This is a genomic window from Streptomyces melanogenes (assembly GCF_014649795.1).
GTDB classification, from domain to species: domain Bacteria; phylum Actinomycetota; class Actinomycetes; order Streptomycetales; family Streptomycetaceae; genus Streptomyces; species Streptomyces noboritoensis.
Map to the genome: position 1 here is coordinate 1 of NZ_BMTS01000049.1, position 18,282 is coordinate 18,282.

The window sequence follows — 18,282 nt, forward strand, 5'->3', positions numbered from 1 at the left end:
GGGGGGGGGAGGGTAGAACGGACAAGCGCGTTCGCGCTTGGCACCCCCGGGTGCGGGCCCCTTGCGGGCCGCGCGTTCACCGTCGACGGCCGAACCGGCCGCAGCCGGCCTCCCGGCCGTCGCCGGGCGCGGCCCGCGGCCTACCGCACGTCACCCGCACCACCGCGCTCCTGCACACCGCATGAGCGCTGCGACCCGGCCCACGAAGGTCGTCCTGCCTACCGGCCGCGAAGCGCGCTTGAACGGTCACGTGGCTGCTCTGGGCCACCCAAAGGCGGGGCGGCGTGCTCGGCGCGACGCTTCGACGCCGGGTGCGGGTCGAAGGAGATCACTTTCCGTTGATCGCGCGGACGGAAGTTGGGACGCAGGGACGCACTCTGACCCGTCATCTCTGATGGCTCCCCACTCCACCTCTTCTTCTCTTCTCTTCCTCGACATTCCAACAGAGATGAGGGGGTCTAGAGCGTCCCTGCGTCCCAAAAAAAGCCGCATATAGGGCGCGCGCCAGGTCAGAGGTAGGGACGCACGTGGGACGCAGCAGGGACGCAGTGCGTCCCAGGGACGCACTTTGGGCCCTCCGGACGCACTCCGTCCCAAGTGCGTCCCTGGTGTGCGTCCCAACCAAGAGCGTCCCTCGCCCCACGAATCACTCACGCTCCGTGAGCAGCTCGACGGGGGCCCCGGGATAGGGTGCGGCGGTCGACTGCAGGCGAGAGACAGGGGCGGGCGGATGAGCGGCTTCGGTGACTGGCTGAACCAGTTCACGCAGGTCAGGGGCGCAATCGGAGACCTCGCGAGGGACGCCGCGGCGGACGCCGACTGGCCGGAGGAACCCGACGAGCTGGAGACGTACGTCGACCACCTCGACGCCGCCGGCGCTTCCCCGGCCGCGCTGGAGACCCTCGCCGACGCCTGGGCCCAGTACGCCGCCCGGCGATGAGCGTCCCACTCCCCCGAGAGTGCGTCCCAACCCCGCACGGAACCTCCGTGCGAGGGTTCCTGGCCTGGGGTTTCGCGCTCAATCAAGCTAGATAGTCCGCCCTTCTACGCGGGTACGCCGAAAGCCCGCCTGTGCGTGCACGGCGGGTCGGCGGCAGAGCGGCGGCGCTACTGCATCAGCGGTTCCTGCACCGGCTCGGGCGCCGGCTGCGGGACGGACGGGTCGGGCTTCGGCACGTAGGTGACGGTCAAGGAGCGCTTCGAGCCCGACTTGGTACGGGCGATGTCGACCCCGAGCTTGTCGAGGTCGGAGGCGACGCGGTTCAGCCGGTTCGACAGGACGCCCGGCGTCTTGGGCCAGTGCTCGTTCGTCATGCCGATCTGGCTGGTCAGTTCGTCCAGCAACTCGGCGGCCGTGCCGTGCCACACCTGGAGGCCGTCCTCCTGGCGGGGCGGCATCCGCTTCATGAAGGTCAGCACCTGGGTGCCGACCTGGTTGGACTCCACGACCTCCTCGGCAAGCTCGGTGCGCTGCTTGAGGTAGTCGCTCAGGATGCTCGTGGTCGTGCTGCCGCTGACCTTGTCGAGCGCGGCCATGATCAGGCCGTAGTCCGCCATACGCGGCAGCGGGATCTCGCCCTTGTCGGCCTTCTCCCGGACCTCCGGCAGCTCCTGGAGGGTACGGACGAGGAGGTCGAGGAGGGCGCCGACGATACGCGGCTGCGCTTCGTCGTACGCCTCCCACAGCGCGGTCTCGGTGCGCCGCTGGGTGATCCGGTGCAGGTGCACCGGGATCATGCGGTCCGCGAGGTCACCGCGCAGCGTGCCGACGTCGATGCCGTTGACGATCAGCACCCGGCGGAACTCCTGCACCGTGACGTCGGAGTCCGAGTACAGGGTCCGCTTCACGTTGGCGTCACCGGTGGCCGCGCGGCACATCGCGTCCGACAGCCACTCGGGAATCCGCGAGAGGTTGTCGAGCCCGACCACCCACGAGCCGACCGCCGCCGTGGACCAGTCGTCCGGGTCCTTCGGCGTCGACCGCGCGGGCGCGGCGGACGGGTCGAGCAGCTGCACGAGCATCTTCGTCGCGGTCGACTTCGCGGTGCCCTGCTCGCCGGAGAGGAACAGCAGCGGGTGCGGGATGCCCGGGACGAGACCGGCGACCAGCCACGACACGAGCAGCGGCCACGACTCGTCTGTGACGTTCAGCAGCCCGCGCAGCTCCTTGAGCGAGCCGCCGCCCTTGGGGATCGGCAGCGGCTGGGTGAGCTGAGAGCGCCGGAAGAGCGGCTGACCCGGCGCGGCCGGCCCCACGCTCCACATCTGCGGAGTGACGGTGACGACCAGGCCGTCCGCGCGCCCGAGGTCGAGGAGGAACCCGTCCTCGGGACGCTTCCCGAGCGGCGCGACCCGAAGGTGCAGCGGCACCGGGTCCTCCGCCTGCGCTCGGCCCTCGATGGCGAGCATCGCGTCGGCCAGCGCCGAGGACGACGCCGCCTTGCCGTGCAGGCCGTAGTACGTCCGGGCCAGCTCGGCGCGCAGCGAGATCCGACCGCCGCGCAGCAGACGCGCGATCCGCGGACCGTCCTTCGGCACGGCGTACAGGTCGCCCGCGTCGGACGTGCCGAACTCGTACCGGCTGTCCGCCATCGCGATGATCTGGTCCGCCACGGACGGCGGCTTGCCGTCACCCTTCTTCGCGGCCGGCCCCCGCGGCTGCGGCGGCGCCGACTGCGTCGACTCCTTCCAGGCCCGGAAGGCGGCGAGGTCCTCGGGGCTGAGGTCCATGTCCTCGCTCATGCCGCACCCCCGATCGCCAGACGGGGACGCAAGCAGGTGCGGCGGGGTACGACGGTCTCGCATTCGAGGCCACTCCTCGGGTGCCGGGCCCCGGGGCGGTGGTACGCCGCCGGGGCCGTCATCAGTTCCGAGGCGTGGTCTACGTGGCGCTGAACCTTAGTGTCCTGCGGTGCGAAGTCGTTCACGCAGCACCGCCCATCCGGCGCGCGGGCGCGGTCGCCATCCGGCGCGGCCGGGACAGCCCGGCGGTCATGCCGGAGCGGAGCGTCTTCTCGATCTCGAACGCCGACTTCTCGCCGAGCCCGGACGCCTGCGCGGCCTCCGTCAGGTGCTCCTCGGCGACGGCCTGGTCCAGGAGGCCGGCGGCGACGAGCTGGCCCGCGCGGTACGCCGCGAGGTTCAGCCGGTTGTTGCGGCCGGAGTTCGGCTTCATCGCCGCCAGCTCGTCACACTCGCTGCGCAGGATGCCGTGCGCCCACCGGTCCTCGCGGGTGCCCTGCCGGGTCAGGTCCCGCAGCCGGGCGACCACATTGGCCCGGCGCGGCGCTCCCCCGGCTTTGGGTGGCTCAGGGGCGGCCGTGATCAGGGTCAGCAGCCACTCCGGCAGAACCGCCGGATCGGTGACGCTCCCCTCCAGCTCGTACGGCACCCCGTCGACCTGCGAGCCGATGCCGACGACGTACCCACCGGCGGCGCGGGTGTCGATGCACCACCCGATCGTGCGAGCGGTGTTGCGCACCCCGACCCCGGCCGGAGCCCGGTAGACGAGGTGACGTCCGCCGCTCGGCGTACGGACGGTCAGCGTGGGAGTGATCTGCGCGCCGAGGATCTGCGCGGCGAGGGAGTCGAGCATGGTCATGCCGTCGACAATGTCGGCCAGACCGGACACCTCACCGTCGTGCGGGACGTCCAGGTCGACCGCGACGAGAGCGGACGGACCGCAGGCGACGCCGATGTTGAACGGGGCGCGGCCCCAGGTGCGCTCGATGACCTCGGGGTCGCGGGTCGCCCGCGCCTCCCAGTCGAGCCACCTCGGCTCCTTCGCGCCCACCAGCAGCGGATGGACGTACATCCCGCGCTCGGCGTACCGCAGCGCGCTGGCCAGCAATGTTGCCCGGAGCGCCCGGGTTGCAGCCGTGTTGTTCTCCCGGCGGTGTGGCACCGGGGCCGATACATCTCGTACCCTCATGGTGAGAGCTCCTTGAACTAGTTCTCTCGACGTCGCCGGGGTTCGAGCCCGGCCTTGCTGTAACCGAGGCGCCCTGCCAGGGGCGCCTTCGGCGTTTCTGGGGTCATCGTGCACCCACATCCGCTGTGGATCTTCATCGTGCACGTTCGCTCGGGATGATCCATCCCCTTTTGCGGTGCGGATGTCGGTGCAAGTGACCTGCTCGTGATCAGGAGAGCCCGTGCTCGGTGTTCGGGGACGCGGGGCGTTGGGCCGCCCACCCCGAAACGACCTCGGGGTCGCTTGAGGTGCGGACGTGGCTGAACCCGTGGGCGCGGTAGTAGGCGTGGAGCCTCGGATTCGTTGTCCACGCATCGAGCCGGAGCCACCGGGCCCCCGCCCTCGCTGCCTGGTCGCCGCACCAGTCGAGGATGCGTCCGCCAAGGTCAGCACCGGCGTACTGCCGGTCGACGCTGAGCTTGTGGACGTACAGCGCGTCCTCTTGGCGCTCCTCGGCTGTCCAGAGACGAGGGTCCGCTTCGCGATCGAGGGTCACGGTGGCGGCTGCGTCGGCGGCGAGGCCCTCCTTGATGAGGAAGACCTCGCCGCGCTTGATGCTCTGGGCCATGTGTTCCGCGGGGAAGGGCTTGGCCCACTGGTCGAGTCCGAGCTGGGTGAGCCAGGCAGCGGAGTCGGTGCGGAACTTGAGGAGCCGGGGCAGGTCGGCCAGCTCGGCGGGGACGAGGATCACGCGCTCTCCCCCTGCTCGGCGGGAGGCCACTCGCGGGTACGCTCGAAGACGATGACGTGCCGGTCGCCGGGGACGATGTTGATCGTCACCTGCACCGGCTCATCCTCGAAGGTGTAGGTCGTGACGACGTGCTCGGCGACCGGCGTTCCGGGACCGAGCTTCAGTCGGGTGACCTCATCGGGCTTGGGCATCCGGACGTAGATCTCATCGAGCGCCCGCACCAGCGGTTTGCCCAGGTCAGCGAGAACCTGGTTGGTGCCCCGAGCCACGTCGACGGGGCTCATGTACTCGCTGTCCTGCACCAGGCTGAGCCGGACGTAAGAGTCGTTGATGTTGTACGGCTCGCCGTCGATGTAGCGGGTCCGGCGCCGGACGGCCAACAGCTCGTTGTCCGCGAGCTTGAGCCTGTCCAAGGTGTTGCTGGTGGGCTGGACGATCGAGACCTCGATCTCCTGCGATGGCTGTCGACCGTTGCCCTCATCGGCCAGAAGCTGGGTGAAGATGTCCAGCTCAGGCTGCTTCTTCCGGAACTCCTGCTGAGGCCGGTAGACCATCGGGTGGATCTCGCGGACGAAGTGCCCCAGAGGCCGGCGCGAAACGATGAGCCCCTCATTCACGAGGGCGGCCAGGCCCTGGCGCACGGTGTACCGCGTCGCCGCGTATTTCTCCTGCAGTTCAGCCTCGGTCGGAAGCTGACTCCCGGGTGGCCTGGTGCCATCAGCGATCTCGGCGCGGAGGTCATCCGCGACGCGCTGGTAGATCGGCGTATTCGTCCTCATGCGACTCATGTGTACTCGCATGATCGGCCATTGTCCAGTCAATGCGACTCATCGAAACCATGCACTTGACCTTCGCTCCGGACAGTGCCATCGTCATCGCAGCGGGCATTGTCCAGTCAATGCGAATGGGCAAGCAATGTGCTGCATTGTGCTGCCCGTGACGTACGAACGGCTCCCCCGGGAGATCTGCCAGGACCACCGAGAGAGCCGTTCCAGAGGCCGTTCCATCGAGAGGAGCACGACCCCCATGAACATCATCGTCGCAGGTCAGCGCATCGTTACGGACTCCGAGTTCTTCGAGGTCGCGAGCGGGTTCGACATGGTCGAGCCGCTGGAGCTGGAAGAACTGGACTTCACCGCCGGCGGACTCGCCAGCCGGGACGCGCTGACGTCCTTCATGAGCGACTTCAAGGTCGAGAACGACACCGACCGCGAGGACGCCGCGTACTACCGGGCCCTGCTCCGCCGGATGCCGAGGGAGCTGCGCCGCCGGACGGCCGCCGCCCCCGCCGTCCTGGCTGTCGAGCTGGAGACCGCCGACGACGCCCTCGGCTTCGAGGACGACGACTTCACCGCCGACTGGACCGCCGCCGACTTCGACTCGTACGAGGTGCTCGCCTCGGTGGGCAGGCCGAACCCGGCCGCCGCCGTCACCCGCGCCCGTCAGCCCCGCGCCGAGCGCCGCGCCGTCCGCACGGTCCTGCGCCTGGTCCGCGACGAGGTCCAGACGGGGGTGGCGGCATGAAGCGCGCCCTCGCCCACCTCGCCCTGTTCCTGCTGACCGTGCTGGAGATGGTCCTCGGCTTGATCGCCGGTGTGGCCGCCCTGGTCAGCGTCATCACCGAGATGGTGGCCCGCGCGACGGCCGCCGGCGGCGACTCCTTCGCCCGGCGCGTGCGCATCCGCCCCGTCTCCCCCCGACTCCGCACCGAGATGGCGACCGTGCTGTCCGGGCTCGCTGGCCCGGCCGCTGGAGGTACCCGATGAGCTACCGCGAGGAGCGCCGCGCCGACGCCGCGGCCCAGGCTGAGCAGTCCCGGAAGAACGCCGAAGTCCGAGCCGCGCAGGCCCGCGAGGACCGCCGCCTGGAGCTGGAGGCCAAGCGCGAGGAGGCCCGGCTCGTTGGTGAGCAGAAGCGCCTCGACAAGGAGGCCGCCGACGAGAAGGCCCGCAAGGACGCCGACGCCAAGCGCCGCCAGGAGCAGGCCGACCGCCGGGTCCGCCAGCAGGAGAAGGACCGCAAGCGCGCCGCCCGCCGGGCCCGGTTCGGCAAGCTGACCGGCTGGCTGAACAAGAACCCCGTCACGGCCTTCGTGGGCTTCGTGATGGTCTGCTCGATCGTCCCGGCCGTCATCTCCCAGGTCGTCTCGCTCGCGGGCGCCGGGGTGTTCGTCCTCCTGGCCGCGCTGCTCTCGGCGATGCTGGAGGGCACGGCCTGGGCCCTGACCTTCATGGGCAAGGCGGCCGAGGACGCGGGAAGGCCGGCGGGGAAGTACCGGATCGCTACGTGGGTGACCGCGTTCCTCGCGGCGGCGGTGCAGTACTGGCACTGGGCCGAGGCGCTGCCCGAGCACGCCTGGGTCGCCTGGGTGTTCGCCGGGTCGTCCATCGTCGCGATCTACCTGTGGGACATGAAGACCCACGGGTCGCACGGCAAGACCCACGAGGAGCGCCGCCAGGAGAAGGCCCGGCGCAAGCACCTCAAGGCCCGCCGCAAGCACCACAAGGACATCGCCGAGGAGGCCGACCGGCTGCTGTCGGCTCTGCCCTTCGAGGCGATCTCCGACGAGGAGGCGTTCGGCACCGCGTGGCGGATCAAGAAGGGTGCCGAGCCGGGGCTGTCCGCCGAGGTGTACGCGGCGGCCACCGACGCCCGGGTTCAGCTCGGTGCGGCCTTCGAGCTGGGTGAGCACGTCCGCCCCGAGCTGGTCCGTGCGGGGATGCTCGCCAGTCTCTACAACCCGCTCCCGCACCGTCTCTCCGAGGGCATCCCGACCCTCGGTCCGACCCTCCCGCTGCCCGCTCTCCGGCGGCCCTCTCAGGGCGCTACAGCCCTTGCGGGAATTGGGGTGTACGCCCCTGAAGGCGCAAGCGAGAAAGCCAGCGAGAAGGGCAGCGGGAAGGCTTCTGGGAACGATGGCGAGGACGCCAGCGGGAACAGTCGCCGGGGCCGGACGGACGAGGAGCTGAAGACCCTCGTGCCGGACGGGCTGAAGGCCGCCGCCGAGCTTGTGGCGGAGGGGAACCAGATCTCCGCCGCCGCTCTGTCGAAGCGTCTGGGCATCCGCCGGGACGACGCCCGGCGGCTGCGGGACCTGGTCGTCGCCGAGCGCAAGCTCCGGCTGATCGACGGCGGCGACGACACCGCCGCGCTGGGGGCCTGAGTCATGGGTCGCCTCGCTGATCTCTGGGACCCGGAGGGGGAGCGGCACGACGTGCCGACGTACCTCTGGAAGCTGGCCCCCGAGGGCCTGGCGACCCGCGACCAGCTCGTGGCGAAGGGGCTCCGGCCCCGGGGCCCGGCCGTGGCGCAGGTCATGTGGTTCAGCAACAAGACGACGACGCCGGGTGTGCCGCGGTTCGCCCGCCTCTACCCGATCGACCGGGCGACCCCGCCCAAGCCCCGCTCCCCCGGCCAGATCGCCTCCCTCGCGGCGGCGATGCGGGCCCGGAGGACCTGCCCCGAGTGCGGCGAGGTCAAGCCGTACTGCATCGCCACCTCGCTCAAAGCCTGCGCCCCGTGCGCGGACGGCTTCACCGCCGCCGCCTGACCCACCCCCGAAAGCGCGGGGACCTGGCGTTCCACCTCCTACAGCGACCGCCAGGTCCCCGCTCCTCCCGAAGGAGAAGCACCAGCATGACGGAACAGCCGACCACCCCGAACCCGGACCGTACGGACCTGGCCACCATCACCTACGTCCACGGCGCGGGGCCGGCCACGGACAGCAGCCCGGCCGACGCCGCCCCCGCTTTGGGTGGCAAGACCGAGGCCACCGACCGCGCGGCCGTGGTCGAGTCGGCCCGCCGGGTCCTGGAGGGCACGGTCACCCCGGCCCCCGCCGAGCTGGAGAAGCCGACCGACCTCGACCTCGACGCGTTCGACGACCGCCCGCTCATCCCGGCCTGGGCCAAGACGCCCGAGGGCTGGGCCATGTACTCCGGCGTCCTGTACCGCTCCCGCCTGCGGGCCTACCGCCGCTGGGTCCGCCGCCAGCGCACCGACCGGGGCCACGCCGCGCAGTTCAAGCGCGGGTCGCGCCGGGTGCAGGACTGGGTCACCGGCTTCGAGGGCATCCAGACCCAGGCGCTCGCCCACCAGGCGTACGTCGCCGCGAAGGAGGCCCGCGGTGCGGCCAAGACCGCCCGCTTCACCCCGGCCCTGATGAAGAACAAGAAGGAGGTCGCCCTCCGCGAGGCCGACCGCACCCAGACCGTCGCCATGCAGGCCGTCGCCGCCCACAAGAAGGCCAAGAGCTACCGCCGGAAGCTGCGTGCCCTGCGCGCCGGCGCGGCCTACGGCCCCCCGCTGGCCGCGATCACCGGCGGCTACGTGGAAGCCGGAGCGTTCGGCGCGTCCGCCGGTCTGCTCGCCACCTTCAGCGGCGGTGCGTTCGCGGGCCGCCACCTCGTCACCGAGGAGACCGACTGGTCCGCCGACTGGCGCTCCCTCGGCGACGGCGACCCGATGAGCGCCCCGATGCTGGACGAGGTGTTCCGCCACGCCAAGGTCATCGGCTCGGACGAGTCGCTGCACATGGTCCAGATGCCGATGCTGGACGCGCGCGGCGCCTGGTCGGCGGTAATCGACCTGCCCCCGGGAATTCCCGCGAAGAAGGCAATGCGCGCCATTTCCGAAATCGCCTCGGCGCTCGGAGTCGATGACGCGCAGGTCAACATGGTGAAGACGAAGGGAAAGGGCGCCCGCTCCGGTCGCCTGGAAATCTACGTCGCCAAGCAACTGCCGTTCACCGAGAAGGCGGACCCGGGCCCGCTGCTCGCGCTGGAGGCCGCCACCAACTTCTGGGGCCGAATCGCGGTCGGACCCGACGTGCGCGGCCTGCCGATTTCCATCTCCGTGGTCGAGCGTTCCGGCCTGGTCGGCGGCGAGCCCGGCGCGGGTAAGAGCGCGTCCGGCAACGTGATCCTGCTGGCCGCCGCCCTCGACCCGCGCGTCATTCTCTGGCTCGCGGACGGAAAGGCCGGCGGCGACCTGGAGCCGTTCGCCGAGCTGTGCGAGTACTTCGAGGGCGACGCCGATCCCGAGGCGTTCTACGAGATGCTCAAGGCGGCCGTCGCGGACATGAAGGCGCGATATGCCCTGCTCAAGAAGCTGGGCAAGCGCAAGGTCACCGAGGAATTGGCGAACAAATACCCGCTGCTTCGCCAGAAGCTGCTGTGGGTGGACGAGCTGATGTTCTACACGACGGACGACGAGTTCGGGAAGAAGATCACCAAGCTCCTGCGCAACCTGGTCTCCCGGGGCCGCGCGGCGGGCATCGTGACCTTCTGCGCCACCCAGAAGCCCGGCTCCGACGTGGTCGACACCAGCCTGCGCGACCTGCTGTCCATCCGGTGGGCGCTGCGGTGCACCACCCCCGAGGCGTCCGACACGATCCTCGGCAAGGGAGCCGCGGCGGCCGGCTACTCGGCGAAGACCATCGAGCCCGAGATGCGCGGCGCCGGTCTGCTCTGGGCCGAAGGGTCCAACCCGACCCTGGTCCGGGCCGACTACTACAGCGACGACGAGGTCGAGCTGCTCTGCAAGCGCGCGTACGACCTGCGGGACGCGGCCGGCACCCTGCCGGACGGACCGAAGACCCTCGCCGACCAGCTCCGGGAGAAGGGCGAGGCCGACGCCGACGTCCTCGCGGTCCTGGTCGACGTCTTCAACGCCTACGACCAGGAGGCGAAGCAGGACGACGCCGCGGGCGAGGTCGACTGGCTCCCGGGCAGCGTCCTGGTCGACGCGCTCAAGGCGGCCGGGATCGAGATCACCCCCGAGAAGCTCGGTCGCCTGGTGGTGCGCGAGACCGAGGAGAAGAAGAAGCGCACCTGGGCCGACAGCACGTCCGCGCTCAACGGCTTCCCCCTCGCGGCGCTGCTGCGCACGGTGCAGTCGAAGTACGGCCTCACGGCCTGAGAACCCGGATTCACCCCGGACGGCCGCCCGGTATGCCCTGGTATCACCCCGGACCGGGCGGCCGTCGACCCGGACAGCGACCCCCTCGACCTGGACGCGCCCCGTCCAGGTCGGGCCGGGTCCCGTCCAGGAGCCCCACCCCTTCTGACCTGCATCAACGCACTCGCCATCCGGGACCGATCCAGGTCCCAAACCCTGACAAACCCGATTCGACGGAGGACGACTCCCGATGGGCGTCAAGTACGTGCTGAGCGAGCCACTGCCCCCGAGCTGGTGGGCGAAGAACAAGGCGGTCGTCGCCGCCGTCGCGGGCCTGGCCCTGGGCCTCTACCTCGCGGGCGGATGCGACGACACGGCCACTCCCAGCCCGAACCACCCCAGCCCCGCCCCGAGCATCACCCAGTCCCGGACCCCCGCGACCAAGGAGCACTGAGATGGTCCCGAAGCCCGACCTCAAGCTCCAGGGCCTCGCCGAGGTCAACGGCCAGCCGCTGCTGTGCGCCGAGTGCGGCAGCGGCTACTCACTGGAGATCTTCAAGCGCGGCTTCCGCGAGGTGTGGCCGGCCTTCGTCACCTGCCTCTCGTGCGGCAAGGGGGACGACCACCCGGTCATCACCAACGGCCTGGTCGACGCCGCCCTCGCCGCGCGCACCGGCCGCCGCAAGGCCGAGGACCGCGACACCTTCGTCGCCGAGTGGCGCGGTGTCACCCTCACCGGCGAACTGCAGCCCGGGTTCGTCCTGGACGACGCGGTGGTCGTGGTGAAGGTGCTCAAGGAGCAGGTCGCCAAGGACGCCAAGGCGTGGGGCCGGTCCAAGAAGCAGGCGGCCACGGCCCACGTGAAGGAGAAGACCGACGCGGTCACCGCGGCGGCGAAGGGCAAGGCCAAGGACGTCACCGACGCGGCGAAGGACAGGGCGGGCGAGGCCGTCAGCACCGCGAAGGCCGCCGCGATCAGCACGGCCTGGACCTTGCAGACCGGCGGGGCCGGGCCGACCACCACCGTGAAGCCGAAGCGCCGGCGCTGCACGGTGAAGGGCTGCCGGGGCGGCAAGGTCACCATCTCGACCCGGCTCCACGCGGCCACGGGCAAGACCTCCGAGGTCAAGATCCCGTGCGGTGTGTGCCACCGCAGCAGCACCTGACGACACCGGGCCCGGAAGAAATTTTCGGCTGCTGACCTGCACGAACGCACGCTATGCAGACTCCGAGTCTGCGAACCCCTGGACATGCAGACTCGGAGTCTGCATCATTGAATTACCGCAAGCGATAAAGCAAGCGGAAACAAGCTGAAGGAGCAGGGCATGACCTCGAAGAACCTCCCCACCCCCGCCGCTGTCGGTCCCGTACTCGCCGACATCACCTGCCCGATGGGCACCGTCCGCGTCACCATCGACCCGGCCGCCAGTGTCGCCCGTGCCGAGGTCCGCACCGACGACGCCACGGGCCCCTCGGCGGACGCCGTCGCGAAGTCCCGGGTCAGCCAGGACGGCCAGCGCCTGACCATCACCGTCCCGGAGGTCGAGGGGGGCGCCGGCGGTATCACCCAGACCGTCACCACCAGCCGCGGCGGCACCCGGGTCACACAGATCTTCGGCAACATCACCGGCTCGGTGACCGGCGTGACCATCGTCAACGGCCAGGTCATCACCGGTGGCGGCAGCGGCACGGTCTCCAGCGGGATCGAGGTCCTCGTCACCCTGCCCGCCGGGTCCGGCGTGCGGATGAACTCCCGCAACGCCGACCTGGTCGTCACCGGCGTGCTCGCCGCGCTCGACCTCGACACCCACAACGGCAGCCTGCGCGCCGGGATCGTCGGCCGGGCCAAGGTGCGCGGCCACAACGGCGACAACGACATCCAGGCCGTCCAGGAGTGGGCCGACATCGAGACCCACAACGGCAACACCTACATCGGCACCTACGGCGGTGGCGCCGCCCGGCTCATCACGCACAACGGCAACGTCGAGCTGTCCGCCGCCCCCTCGGCGAGCGGCCAGATCGAGGCCCGCGCCCACAACGGCAACGTCCGCCTGCGCGGCGTCTCCAACCGCCCCGAGCTGGACGTTATCGCCAAGACCCGCAACGGCCACGTCAGCAAGAACTGACGCTGTCCGCAAGCAATCCCGCGATCAAATCCGCCAGCAGAAAAGCAAGCAGGGGAGACAGCAGTGAAGAAGCCCAACCGCCTCGTGACCTTCCTCTACGGCCTGGTCGGCATGGCCCACGCGTACGACACCGCCGACGAGGTCCGCGAGGTCATCGCCGACAACTGCTTCAACACCCTCGCCGAGCGCGCCCGGACCCACGGAGAGGGCGCCGACCGGCTGAGCGACTCCCTCGCCTTCCAGCCCGGCCTGCTCGACCTGCACGACGAGCTCCACGACACCTGGCACTACCTCACCGCCCTCAAGGCCCGCGCCCGCGACCTCGGATACGGCACGCTCACCGAGAACCTGGACGCCGCCGCCGACTCCACCCGCGACGTCCTCCAGGCGGTGGCCACGGCCGCCGAGAACACCGTCCCCTCCCCCGCGATCCCCGCGAGCAAGTAGGGACGCCCCGTGGCGGTCGCCATCCCGGCCAAGGTCCGCCGACCGCCACGGGCCCCGATCCCGCTCCGCAAGGGCAGCGGGGGGAGCCACATCATCCCCGACACCGAAACGGAGCCAGCAATGCCCAGCCCCGACCAGGAAAGCCGCGCCGCGGCGAAGGACCGCTTCACCGAGCTGAAGAAGGTCCGCGACCAGGCGCACGAGACCGCTGAGAAGGCCAAGGCCGCCGCCGACGAGGCGATGTGGCAGGCCATCGCCGCCGAGCTGGACGCGGGCAACGCGCTTCAGCTCGACGTCGTGGAGGCCACCGGCTTCTCCCGCGACCACGTCCTGCGCCGCACCAAGCCGTACCGCCAGAACTGACCGGCCCGGCCCCCGGAACCCCCGGGGGCCGGCCACTTCCCCAGACCCAGAAAGCGGAGGTCACCACCGTGAGCACCGAGAGCGCCCCCCAGATCCCGCGCACCGAGGCCGCGGTGCAGCCGTACCGCCCGTACGAGGTCGACGTCACCCCGCACTACCGCCTCCCCGTCCAGGCCCCGCTCTCCGGCCCGGTCGAGCTGTACGCCGAGAACGACCCGGTCGTCTGGGTGCCGGACGCGTACGGGCAGATGGTCCCGATGCGCCGGTCCGCCGCCCCGGCCGCGATGCAGCCGATGCCGCCCCGCGACCTCACCCCGCAGCCGCTGTTCGACGTGCGGGCCCAGCGCATCGCGGCCGGCGGCATCCTCGCGGCCGGGACGGGATGGGGCATCGGGCAGGCCCTGGCCCCGCTCGCCGGGATCAGCGCGGGCGCCCTGATGTGGCTGGCCATCGCCATCGTCGCGTGGAAGATCGCGCCCGCCGCCGCCCGTCCGAAGGTCGAGAACCACACGCACGTCTCGAACCACAACAAGTGGTTCGGCCGGTCCACCACCACCGTCAACCACTGATCGGGAGACCGCGATGCCGAGCAAGAAGGCCCTCAACCCGCCCGCCGGCGAATGCACGCAGTGCTGGCTCCACGCCTACGACAGCCGCGAGCAGCACAAGCACCTCGGTCCGCGCGAGGACTGCCCGGCGTGCGTGGACCACATGAACAACGGCCACGGCAACATGATCGTGGGGCGGTGACCACCATGCCGCTGCCCTGGATGAGCCGCGCCGACCGTCGCCGCTGGAAGTCCGCCCGCTCCGTCCTCGACCTCGGCACGCTGATGGCGCTGTGGCTGGAGGGCGAGATCGCCTCCCGTCCCGGCTACCAGCCGCGGTTCGGGCCCGACGAGGAGACCGCGCACCTGGTGCCCACCCTCGCCGCGCTGTGCCGGGCCGGGTACGTCACCACCTGCTCGCAGCCCGGATTCGCGGGCACCGGCGCGGACGGCCTGTGGTGGGAGCAGCGCGCCGCGGTCGAGCTGGTCGTCACCGACGCCGAGCTGCTCGACCGCCTGGTCGCCGCCGCGAGCGCGGCCGGGTTCATCGTGCGGATCAACGACCACCGCCGCGACGGCTGCCTCCAGGAGGACGCCGTGGTCGTCACGACCCGCGACGGCGAGGCGGTCACCGCGTTCGGCGGCCGGATCGGCCGGGCGGACATGGCCATCCAGTGGCCCGGCCTCGACCGCGCCCTCTACGACCAGGTCGCCCACGGCACGTACGTCTCGATCATCGCGCCGGAGTACGGCCTCGGCGGCGAACGCCTGTGGGTCGTCCTCGACATCCTCACCGGCCTGCGTCCCGTGCCGGCCCCGGAGGACGACCCGTGGTCCGACGAGCCGAAGTGGGACCCGTACGAGGACCTGGAGCCCGAGCCCGGAGAGTGCGCCCTGTGCGGCGCTCCGATCCGCCACCAGGGCCCGTACTGCAGCGAGGCGTGCGAAGAGGCCGACGCCGACCGCGACCAGGAGCAGCCCGCCCGCTGACCCGCACCCGGCGACGTCGCCCCGGCCAGCGCCCGCCCGCCCCCGCTTTTGGGTGGCAGGAGATCAGCCCGGAACCGGCCGCAAGCCCGGCCGCTTCCGGGCTGAGTGCTGAGCGGCTCCGGTGAGACGCGGACCACACCCGGTACGCGCCCCGGGAGCGGACGGCACCCGCCGTCCGCGAGATTCTTTTCGGGCCTGACCAGCACAGACCCACGCTATGCAGACTCGGAGTCTGCGAACCCCTAGACATGCAGACTCGGAGTCTGCATCATTGAATTACCGCAAGCGAAAAACACAGCGGAAACGCAAGCGACTAACCCAGGGGATGACATGCGGCAGACGATGCCGAGCGCCGACGAGAACGCCCGCGCGCTGGAGCTGGCCACGCAGGTCGCCGCGCTCCTGGAGCAGCTCGATGCCTTGCAGCCCGGCAGCGTCCAGGCCGGACCCGGCCGCATTTCCGGCCCCGGCCTGGAGATCCGCCGCGACTTGGAGGGCGGCTGGACCGTCCGCACCGACCGCTGATCACCCCGACCGCGCACCGCCTCCCGAAGGAGTCAGAACCCATGACCGCAGCAGCCGTCTTCGCCGCCGTGTTCATCGCGCTGTACGTCGCGCACAGCGTCGGCGACCACTGGGTCCAGTCCTCGCACCAGGCCGCCCACAAGGGCGAGAACGACCGGAACCCCGGCCAGTCCAGCCGCGCCGGTCGGATCGCCTGCACCTTGCACGTCCTCGGACTGACGATCACCAAGGGCATCGCGCTCGCCGCGGTCGTCCTGGTCCTCGACCTTCCCGTCACCGTCACCGGTGTGGTGGCCGGCCTCGGCATCGACGCGGCGACCCACTGGTGGGCGGACCGCCGGTCGACGCTCGCCTGGCTCGCCAAGGTCACCGGCAAGACGGAGTTCCTGAGCCTCGGCACGCCCGCCCACCCGGCGCACCCGGTCAACGCCGAAGGCGGGTACGCGCCGACGCTCGGCACCGGCGCCTACGCCCTCGACCAGAGCTTCCACCACCTGTTCCTCGGCGTCGCCGCGCTCCTCATCGCGGCGCTGTAAGCAGGGCACACACAGCCAAACCAGCTAGATAATCCGCGTCTCACTCCGGAAGGACCCCAGTGGACCGCACCCCGAAGCTCCCCCTCGACCAGGAACTGCAGGCGGCCGTCGCCATCGTGCGCATCGGCCTCGACCGCATCCGCGACGCGGCGTGCCGCACCGAGGACGTCGGCCCGCACGCCGCCGCCCTCCAGACGCTGTACGACCCGGCCCACCCCGACGCCGGCGTTCTCGCGGCCGTCGCCGACGTCGTCGGCACCATCACGGTGTCGGTGACCGAGGTCGACCACGACGACATCGACCGCGTCACCGAGCTGCTGGACGAGGCCCAGGGCTTCGTCCAGGACAGCACCGGCGACCGCATCCGCCACGCCCTCGACCTCCTGGCGCCGCTCCTGACGCGCTGCGAGGAGTGCGGCCAGCAGAAGCCGGATGTGCAGGTCATGGCCGACCCGTTCTCGACCGCGCTCTACCCCGAGGAGACCGACCACCGGCAGATCCCGCTCTGCCCGCCCTGCGCCACCAAGCGATTCGAGGAGAGCTGACATGACCACCATCCGCATCGTGTCCTTCGGCTACGGCCACGCCCCCGCCCCCACCGCCGACCTGGTCTTCGACTTGAGGGCCCTGCTCCGCAACCCGTTCCACAACGAGGAGTTGAAGACCCTCACGGGCCTCGACCAGCCGGTGTACGACCACGTCCGCGACACCCCGGGCGCCGAGCGGCTCGCGTTCAACGCGGTCGCCACCGCCCGCGGCCTCGCCGAGGACACCGGCGCCGACGTCACCATCGCGTGGGGCTGCACCGGCGGCCGGCACCGCAGCGTCGGCCTGGCCCGCCTCTCGCACGAGCTGCTGCTCGGCGTCGGCGACGAGGCCACCATCGAGCACCGCGACGTCGACCAGGACCTCCTGCCTGCCGGGGTCCACAACCGCACCGAGCCCGAGCCCGAGACCATCCGCTACACCGCCGACGTGGTCGCCATGACGCCGGACGGCGACGTGCTGCTCATCGAGCGCGGCTGGCCGCCGCACGAGGGCGCATGGGCCTTGCCGGGTGGTCACGTTGACAGGGGAGAGACCGCCATCGAGGCGGCAGTCCGTGAACTCGCCGAGGAGACCGGAGTCCACGTCCTGGCCTCCGACCTGCGGGAGATCGGCCTCTTCGACCGGCCCGACCGGGACCCGCGCGGCCGGTACGTCACCGCCGCCTACCTCGCCGTCGTTCCGGCCGGCACCCCGATCGTCGCCGGGGACGACGCCCGCACCGCCCGCTGGTGGCCCGCCTCCAGCCTGCCGACGCTCGCCTTCGACCACGCCGACATCCTCGACCTGGCCGCCGCTCTCCCCCGTCCGCTGAACTCCACCGACATGCTCATGGTCGACATGGACGGCGGCCGGGGCGGTCCGCTCCCGGGCGATATCGCCTGATCGCCTCACACTGTCCGCCCCGCACGACAAGATGAATCCGGGGTCGCCATCGTGGCGGCCCCGGCCCGTTTCCAGAGGAGACCGAACCCATGACCGACTGGACCCCCACCACCCTCCTGAGCGTTGACGAGCACGCCGACAGCGAGCGGGCCAGCAACGGCCACAGCCGGTACGGCGCGTACATCGCCGACCGTCCCGCGAAGTTCCACGAGTACGAGTCCCCCGGCACCTGCCTCACCGCCGACGAGTTCGCCGCGGCGGCCTGGGAGGTCGCCACGCCCCCGATCCTCATCGGGTACGTGAACCTGCGCCCCGATCTCCAGAGCGTCACCACCCACTACACGGACAACAGCGAGCTGCTCATCAAGGTCTCGGTCCCGCTGTGGCACAACGACCTCCCCGCCGACCGGCGCCCCCGCTACCCCTGGCAGGACTGGACGACCGAGTACGACTACGGCACCCGCGACGACAAGTACCGCGCCGCCTACCAGCCGGACATCAAGGGCGACCGCCCCGCCGTCCTCACCGAGTCGCACATCCTCATCTCCACCACCGGCTGGGACCTGCCCACCCCGCAGCACACCGAGGGCCGCGCCCTGGTCGAGGAGGCCAAGCACGTCGTGCACGAGATCGTCCGGCGGGTCAACGAGCACGCCGGGCCGATGGTCGCGCAGCTCCTCGGCGACCGCTGACGCTGCCCGGCCCGTACAAGACGTGACCTTGCTCGTTGGACAGACGGCCGAGGCCGATCCGCGGC

At 71.1% G+C, this 18,282-nt stretch carries 23 protein-coding genes; 19 read left to right on the top strand and 4 right to left on the bottom strand.

Features of this window, described 5'->3' with window-relative positions:
• Window positions 1-730: 730 nt before the first annotated feature.
• Complete coding sequence (locus IE252_RS41355; protein WP_006351155.1) at window positions 731-940, top strand: YozE family protein; 210 nt, start codon at window positions 731-733, stop codon at window positions 938-940.
• A gap of 167 nt (window positions 941-1,107) precedes the next feature.
• Here the strand turns inward: IE252_RS41355 and IE252_RS41360 are convergent, their stop codons facing one another.
• From IE252_RS41360 to IE252_RS41375, 4 genes are all read right to left on the bottom strand, one after another.
• Window positions 1,108-2,742, bottom strand: a complete 1,635-nt coding sequence (locus IE252_RS41360; protein ID WP_157997851.1) for an AICE element replication initiation protein — start codon at window positions 2,740-2,742, stop codon at window positions 1,108-1,110.
• A gap of 181 nt (window positions 2,743-2,923) precedes the next feature.
• A complete protein-coding gene (locus IE252_RS41365) occupies window positions 2,924-3,931 on the bottom strand; it encodes a bifunctional DNA primase/polymerase (protein WP_190094683.1) in 1,008 nt (335 codons plus the stop codon).
• Between the two features lie 208 nt (window positions 3,932-4,139).
• The gene (locus IE252_RS41370; protein ID WP_190094684.1) at window positions 4,140-4,661 is read right to left on the bottom strand and encodes a GNAT family N-acetyltransferase; all 522 of its coding nucleotides are present in this window, start codon (window positions 4,659-4,661) and stop codon (window positions 4,140-4,142) included.
• Complete coding sequence (locus tag IE252_RS41375) at window positions 4,658-5,440, bottom strand: GntR family transcriptional regulator (RefSeq protein WP_190094685.1); 783 nt, start codon at window positions 5,438-5,440, stop codon at window positions 4,658-4,660. The genes IE252_RS41370 and IE252_RS41375 overlap by 4 nt, the downstream gene beginning before the upstream one ends.
• Window positions 5,441-5,687: 247 nt before the next feature.
• Between IE252_RS41375 and IE252_RS41380 the strand changes: the two genes are divergently transcribed.
• The 18 genes from IE252_RS41380 to IE252_RS41465 all read left to right on the top strand — a co-directional run bounded on the left by IE252_RS41380 (window position 5,688) and on the right by IE252_RS41465 (window position 18,217).
• Complete coding sequence (locus tag IE252_RS41380) at window positions 5,688-6,185, top strand: hypothetical protein (RefSeq protein ID WP_190094686.1); 498 nt, start codon at window positions 5,688-5,690, stop codon at window positions 6,183-6,185.
• Window positions 6,182-6,427, top strand: a complete 246-nt coding sequence (locus tag IE252_RS41385) for a hypothetical protein (protein WP_006351149.1) — start codon at window positions 6,182-6,184, stop codon at window positions 6,425-6,427. Before IE252_RS41380 ends, IE252_RS41385 begins: the two co-directional genes overlap by 4 nt.
• Window positions 6,424-7,824: a DUF2637 domain-containing protein gene (locus tag IE252_RS41390; RefSeq protein ID WP_190094687.1), complete on the top strand. Its 1,401-nt coding sequence runs from the start codon at window positions 6,424-6,426 to the stop codon at window positions 7,822-7,824. The genes IE252_RS41385 and IE252_RS41390 overlap by 4 nt, the downstream gene beginning before the upstream one ends.
• A gap of 51 nt (window positions 7,825-7,875) precedes the next feature.
• A complete protein-coding gene (locus tag IE252_RS41395) occupies window positions 7,876-8,211 on the top strand; it encodes an RRQRL motif-containing zinc-binding protein (RefSeq protein ID WP_006351147.1) in 336 nt (111 codons plus the stop codon).
• A gap of 86 nt (window positions 8,212-8,297) precedes the next feature.
• Window positions 8,298-10,580 carry an FtsK/SpoIIIE domain-containing protein gene (locus tag IE252_RS41400; RefSeq protein WP_190094688.1) on the top strand — a complete coding sequence of 761 codons (2,283 nt, stop codon included), beginning with the start codon at window positions 8,298-8,300 and terminating at the stop codon, window positions 10,578-10,580.
• A gap of 229 nt (window positions 10,581-10,809) precedes the next feature.
• Window positions 10,810-11,013, top strand: a complete 204-nt coding sequence (locus tag IE252_RS41405) for a hypothetical protein (protein WP_006351145.1) — start codon at window positions 10,810-10,812, stop codon at window positions 11,011-11,013.
• 1 nt (window position 11,014) lies between these two features.
• Window positions 11,015-11,725: a F0F1 ATP synthase subunit B family protein gene (locus tag IE252_RS41410; protein ID WP_190094689.1), complete on the top strand. Its 711-nt coding sequence runs from the start codon at window positions 11,015-11,017 to the stop codon at window positions 11,723-11,725.
• Window positions 11,726-11,884: 159 nt separating this feature from the next.
• Window positions 11,885-12,685 (top strand): DUF4097 family beta strand repeat-containing protein, encoded by an 801-nt coding sequence (locus IE252_RS41415; RefSeq protein WP_006351143.1) that lies wholly within the window; start codon window positions 11,885-11,887, stop codon window positions 12,683-12,685.
• Window positions 12,686-12,748: 63 nt separating this feature from the next.
• Entirely contained in the window at window positions 12,749-13,132 is a 384-nt protein-coding gene (locus IE252_RS41420) for a hypothetical protein (RefSeq protein WP_190094690.1), read from the top strand.
• A 120-nt stretch (window positions 13,133-13,252) separates the two neighbouring features.
• Window positions 13,253-13,495 (top strand): hypothetical protein, encoded by a 243-nt coding sequence (locus IE252_RS41425; protein WP_040917216.1) that lies wholly within the window; start codon window positions 13,253-13,255, stop codon window positions 13,493-13,495.
• 68 nt (window positions 13,496-13,563) lie between these two features.
• Entirely contained in the window at window positions 13,564-14,064 is a 501-nt protein-coding gene (locus tag IE252_RS41430; RefSeq protein ID WP_190094691.1) for a hypothetical protein, read from the top strand.
• Between the two features lie 13 nt (window positions 14,065-14,077).
• A complete protein-coding gene (locus tag IE252_RS41435) occupies window positions 14,078-14,245 on the top strand; it encodes a hypothetical protein (RefSeq protein WP_006351139.1) in 168 nt (55 codons plus the stop codon).
• Window positions 14,246-14,250: 5 nt separating this feature from the next.
• Window positions 14,251-15,033: a DUF6919 domain-containing protein gene (locus IE252_RS41440; RefSeq protein ID WP_373298693.1), complete on the top strand. Its 783-nt coding sequence runs from the start codon at window positions 14,251-14,253 to the stop codon at window positions 15,031-15,033.
• A gap of 330 nt (window positions 15,034-15,363) precedes the next feature.
• On the top strand, window positions 15,364-15,558 hold the full coding sequence (locus IE252_RS41445; RefSeq protein ID WP_229849141.1) for a hypothetical protein: 195 nt from the start codon (window positions 15,364-15,366) through the stop codon (window positions 15,556-15,558).
• A 41-nt stretch (window positions 15,559-15,599) separates the two neighbouring features.
• Window positions 15,600-16,094 (top strand): transcriptional regulator, encoded by a 495-nt coding sequence (locus tag IE252_RS41450; protein ID WP_190094693.1) that lies wholly within the window; start codon window positions 15,600-15,602, stop codon window positions 16,092-16,094.
• A 59-nt stretch (window positions 16,095-16,153) separates the two neighbouring features.
• Window positions 16,154-16,639 (top strand): hypothetical protein, encoded by a 486-nt coding sequence (locus tag IE252_RS41455; RefSeq protein ID WP_190094694.1) that lies wholly within the window; start codon window positions 16,154-16,156, stop codon window positions 16,637-16,639.
• A gap of 1 nt (window position 16,640) precedes the next feature.
• Complete coding sequence (locus IE252_RS44205) at window positions 16,641-17,525, top strand: RapZ C-terminal domain-containing protein (RefSeq protein WP_190094695.1); 885 nt, start codon at window positions 16,641-16,643, stop codon at window positions 17,523-17,525.
• 89 nt (window positions 17,526-17,614) lie between these two features.
• Window positions 17,615-18,217: a hypothetical protein gene (locus IE252_RS41465; RefSeq protein ID WP_190094696.1), complete on the top strand. Its 603-nt coding sequence runs from the start codon at window positions 17,615-17,617 to the stop codon at window positions 18,215-18,217.
• The last annotated feature ends 65 nt before the right edge of the window (window positions 18,218-18,282 follow it).

Excerpts from the sequence above, each read along its gene's own strand:
- IE252_RS44205 (WP_190094695.1), top strand. The coding sequence starts at position 16,641 with ATGACCACCATCCGCATCGTGTCCTTCGGCTACGGCCACGCCCCCGCC.
- IE252_RS41365 (WP_190094683.1), bottom strand. The coding sequence starts at position 3,931 with ATGAGGGTACGAGATGTATCGGCCCCGGTGCCACACCGCCGGGAGAAC.
- IE252_RS41445 (WP_229849141.1), top strand. The coding sequence starts at position 15,364 with ATGCGGCAGACGATGCCGAGCGCCGACGAGAACGCCCGCGCGCTGGAG.
- IE252_RS41360 (WP_157997851.1), bottom strand. The coding sequence starts at position 2,742 with ATGAGCGAGGACATGGACCTCAGCCCCGAGGACCTCGCCGCCTTCCGG.
- IE252_RS41415 (WP_006351143.1), top strand. The coding sequence starts at position 11,885 with ATGACCTCGAAGAACCTCCCCACCCCCGCCGCTGTCGGTCCCGTACTC.
- IE252_RS41385 (WP_006351149.1), top strand. The coding sequence starts at position 6,182 with ATGAAGCGCGCCCTCGCCCACCTCGCCCTGTTCCTGCTGACCGTGCTG.
- IE252_RS41435 (WP_006351139.1), top strand. The coding sequence starts at position 14,078 with ATGCCGAGCAAGAAGGCCCTCAACCCGCCCGCCGGCGAATGCACGCAG.
- IE252_RS41450 (WP_190094693.1), top strand. The coding sequence starts at position 15,600 with ATGACCGCAGCAGCCGTCTTCGCCGCCGTGTTCATCGCGCTGTACGTC.
- IE252_RS41400 (WP_190094688.1), top strand. The coding sequence starts at position 8,298 with ATGACGGAACAGCCGACCACCCCGAACCCGGACCGTACGGACCTGGCC.
- IE252_RS41405 (WP_006351145.1), top strand. The coding sequence starts at position 10,810 with ATGGGCGTCAAGTACGTGCTGAGCGAGCCACTGCCCCCGAGCTGGTGG.
- IE252_RS41425 (WP_040917216.1), top strand. The coding sequence starts at position 13,253 with ATGCCCAGCCCCGACCAGGAAAGCCGCGCCGCGGCGAAGGACCGCTTC.
- IE252_RS41410 (WP_190094689.1), top strand. The coding sequence starts at position 11,015 with ATGGTCCCGAAGCCCGACCTCAAGCTCCAGGGCCTCGCCGAGGTCAAC.
- IE252_RS41390 (WP_190094687.1), top strand. The coding sequence starts at position 6,424 with ATGAGCTACCGCGAGGAGCGCCGCGCCGACGCCGCGGCCCAGGCTGAG.
- IE252_RS41355 (WP_006351155.1), top strand. The coding sequence starts at position 731 with ATGAGCGGCTTCGGTGACTGGCTGAACCAGTTCACGCAGGTCAGGGGC.
- IE252_RS41440 (WP_373298693.1), top strand. The coding sequence starts at position 14,251 with ATGCCGCTGCCCTGGATGAGCCGCGCCGACCGTCGCCGCTGGAAGTCC.
- IE252_RS41375 (WP_190094685.1), bottom strand. The coding sequence starts at position 5,440 with ATGAGGACGAATACGCCGATCTACCAGCGCGTCGCGGATGACCTCCGC.
- IE252_RS41380 (WP_190094686.1), top strand. The coding sequence starts at position 5,688 with ATGAACATCATCGTCGCAGGTCAGCGCATCGTTACGGACTCCGAGTTC.
- IE252_RS41465 (WP_190094696.1), top strand. The coding sequence starts at position 17,615 with ATGACCGACTGGACCCCCACCACCCTCCTGAGCGTTGACGAGCACGCC.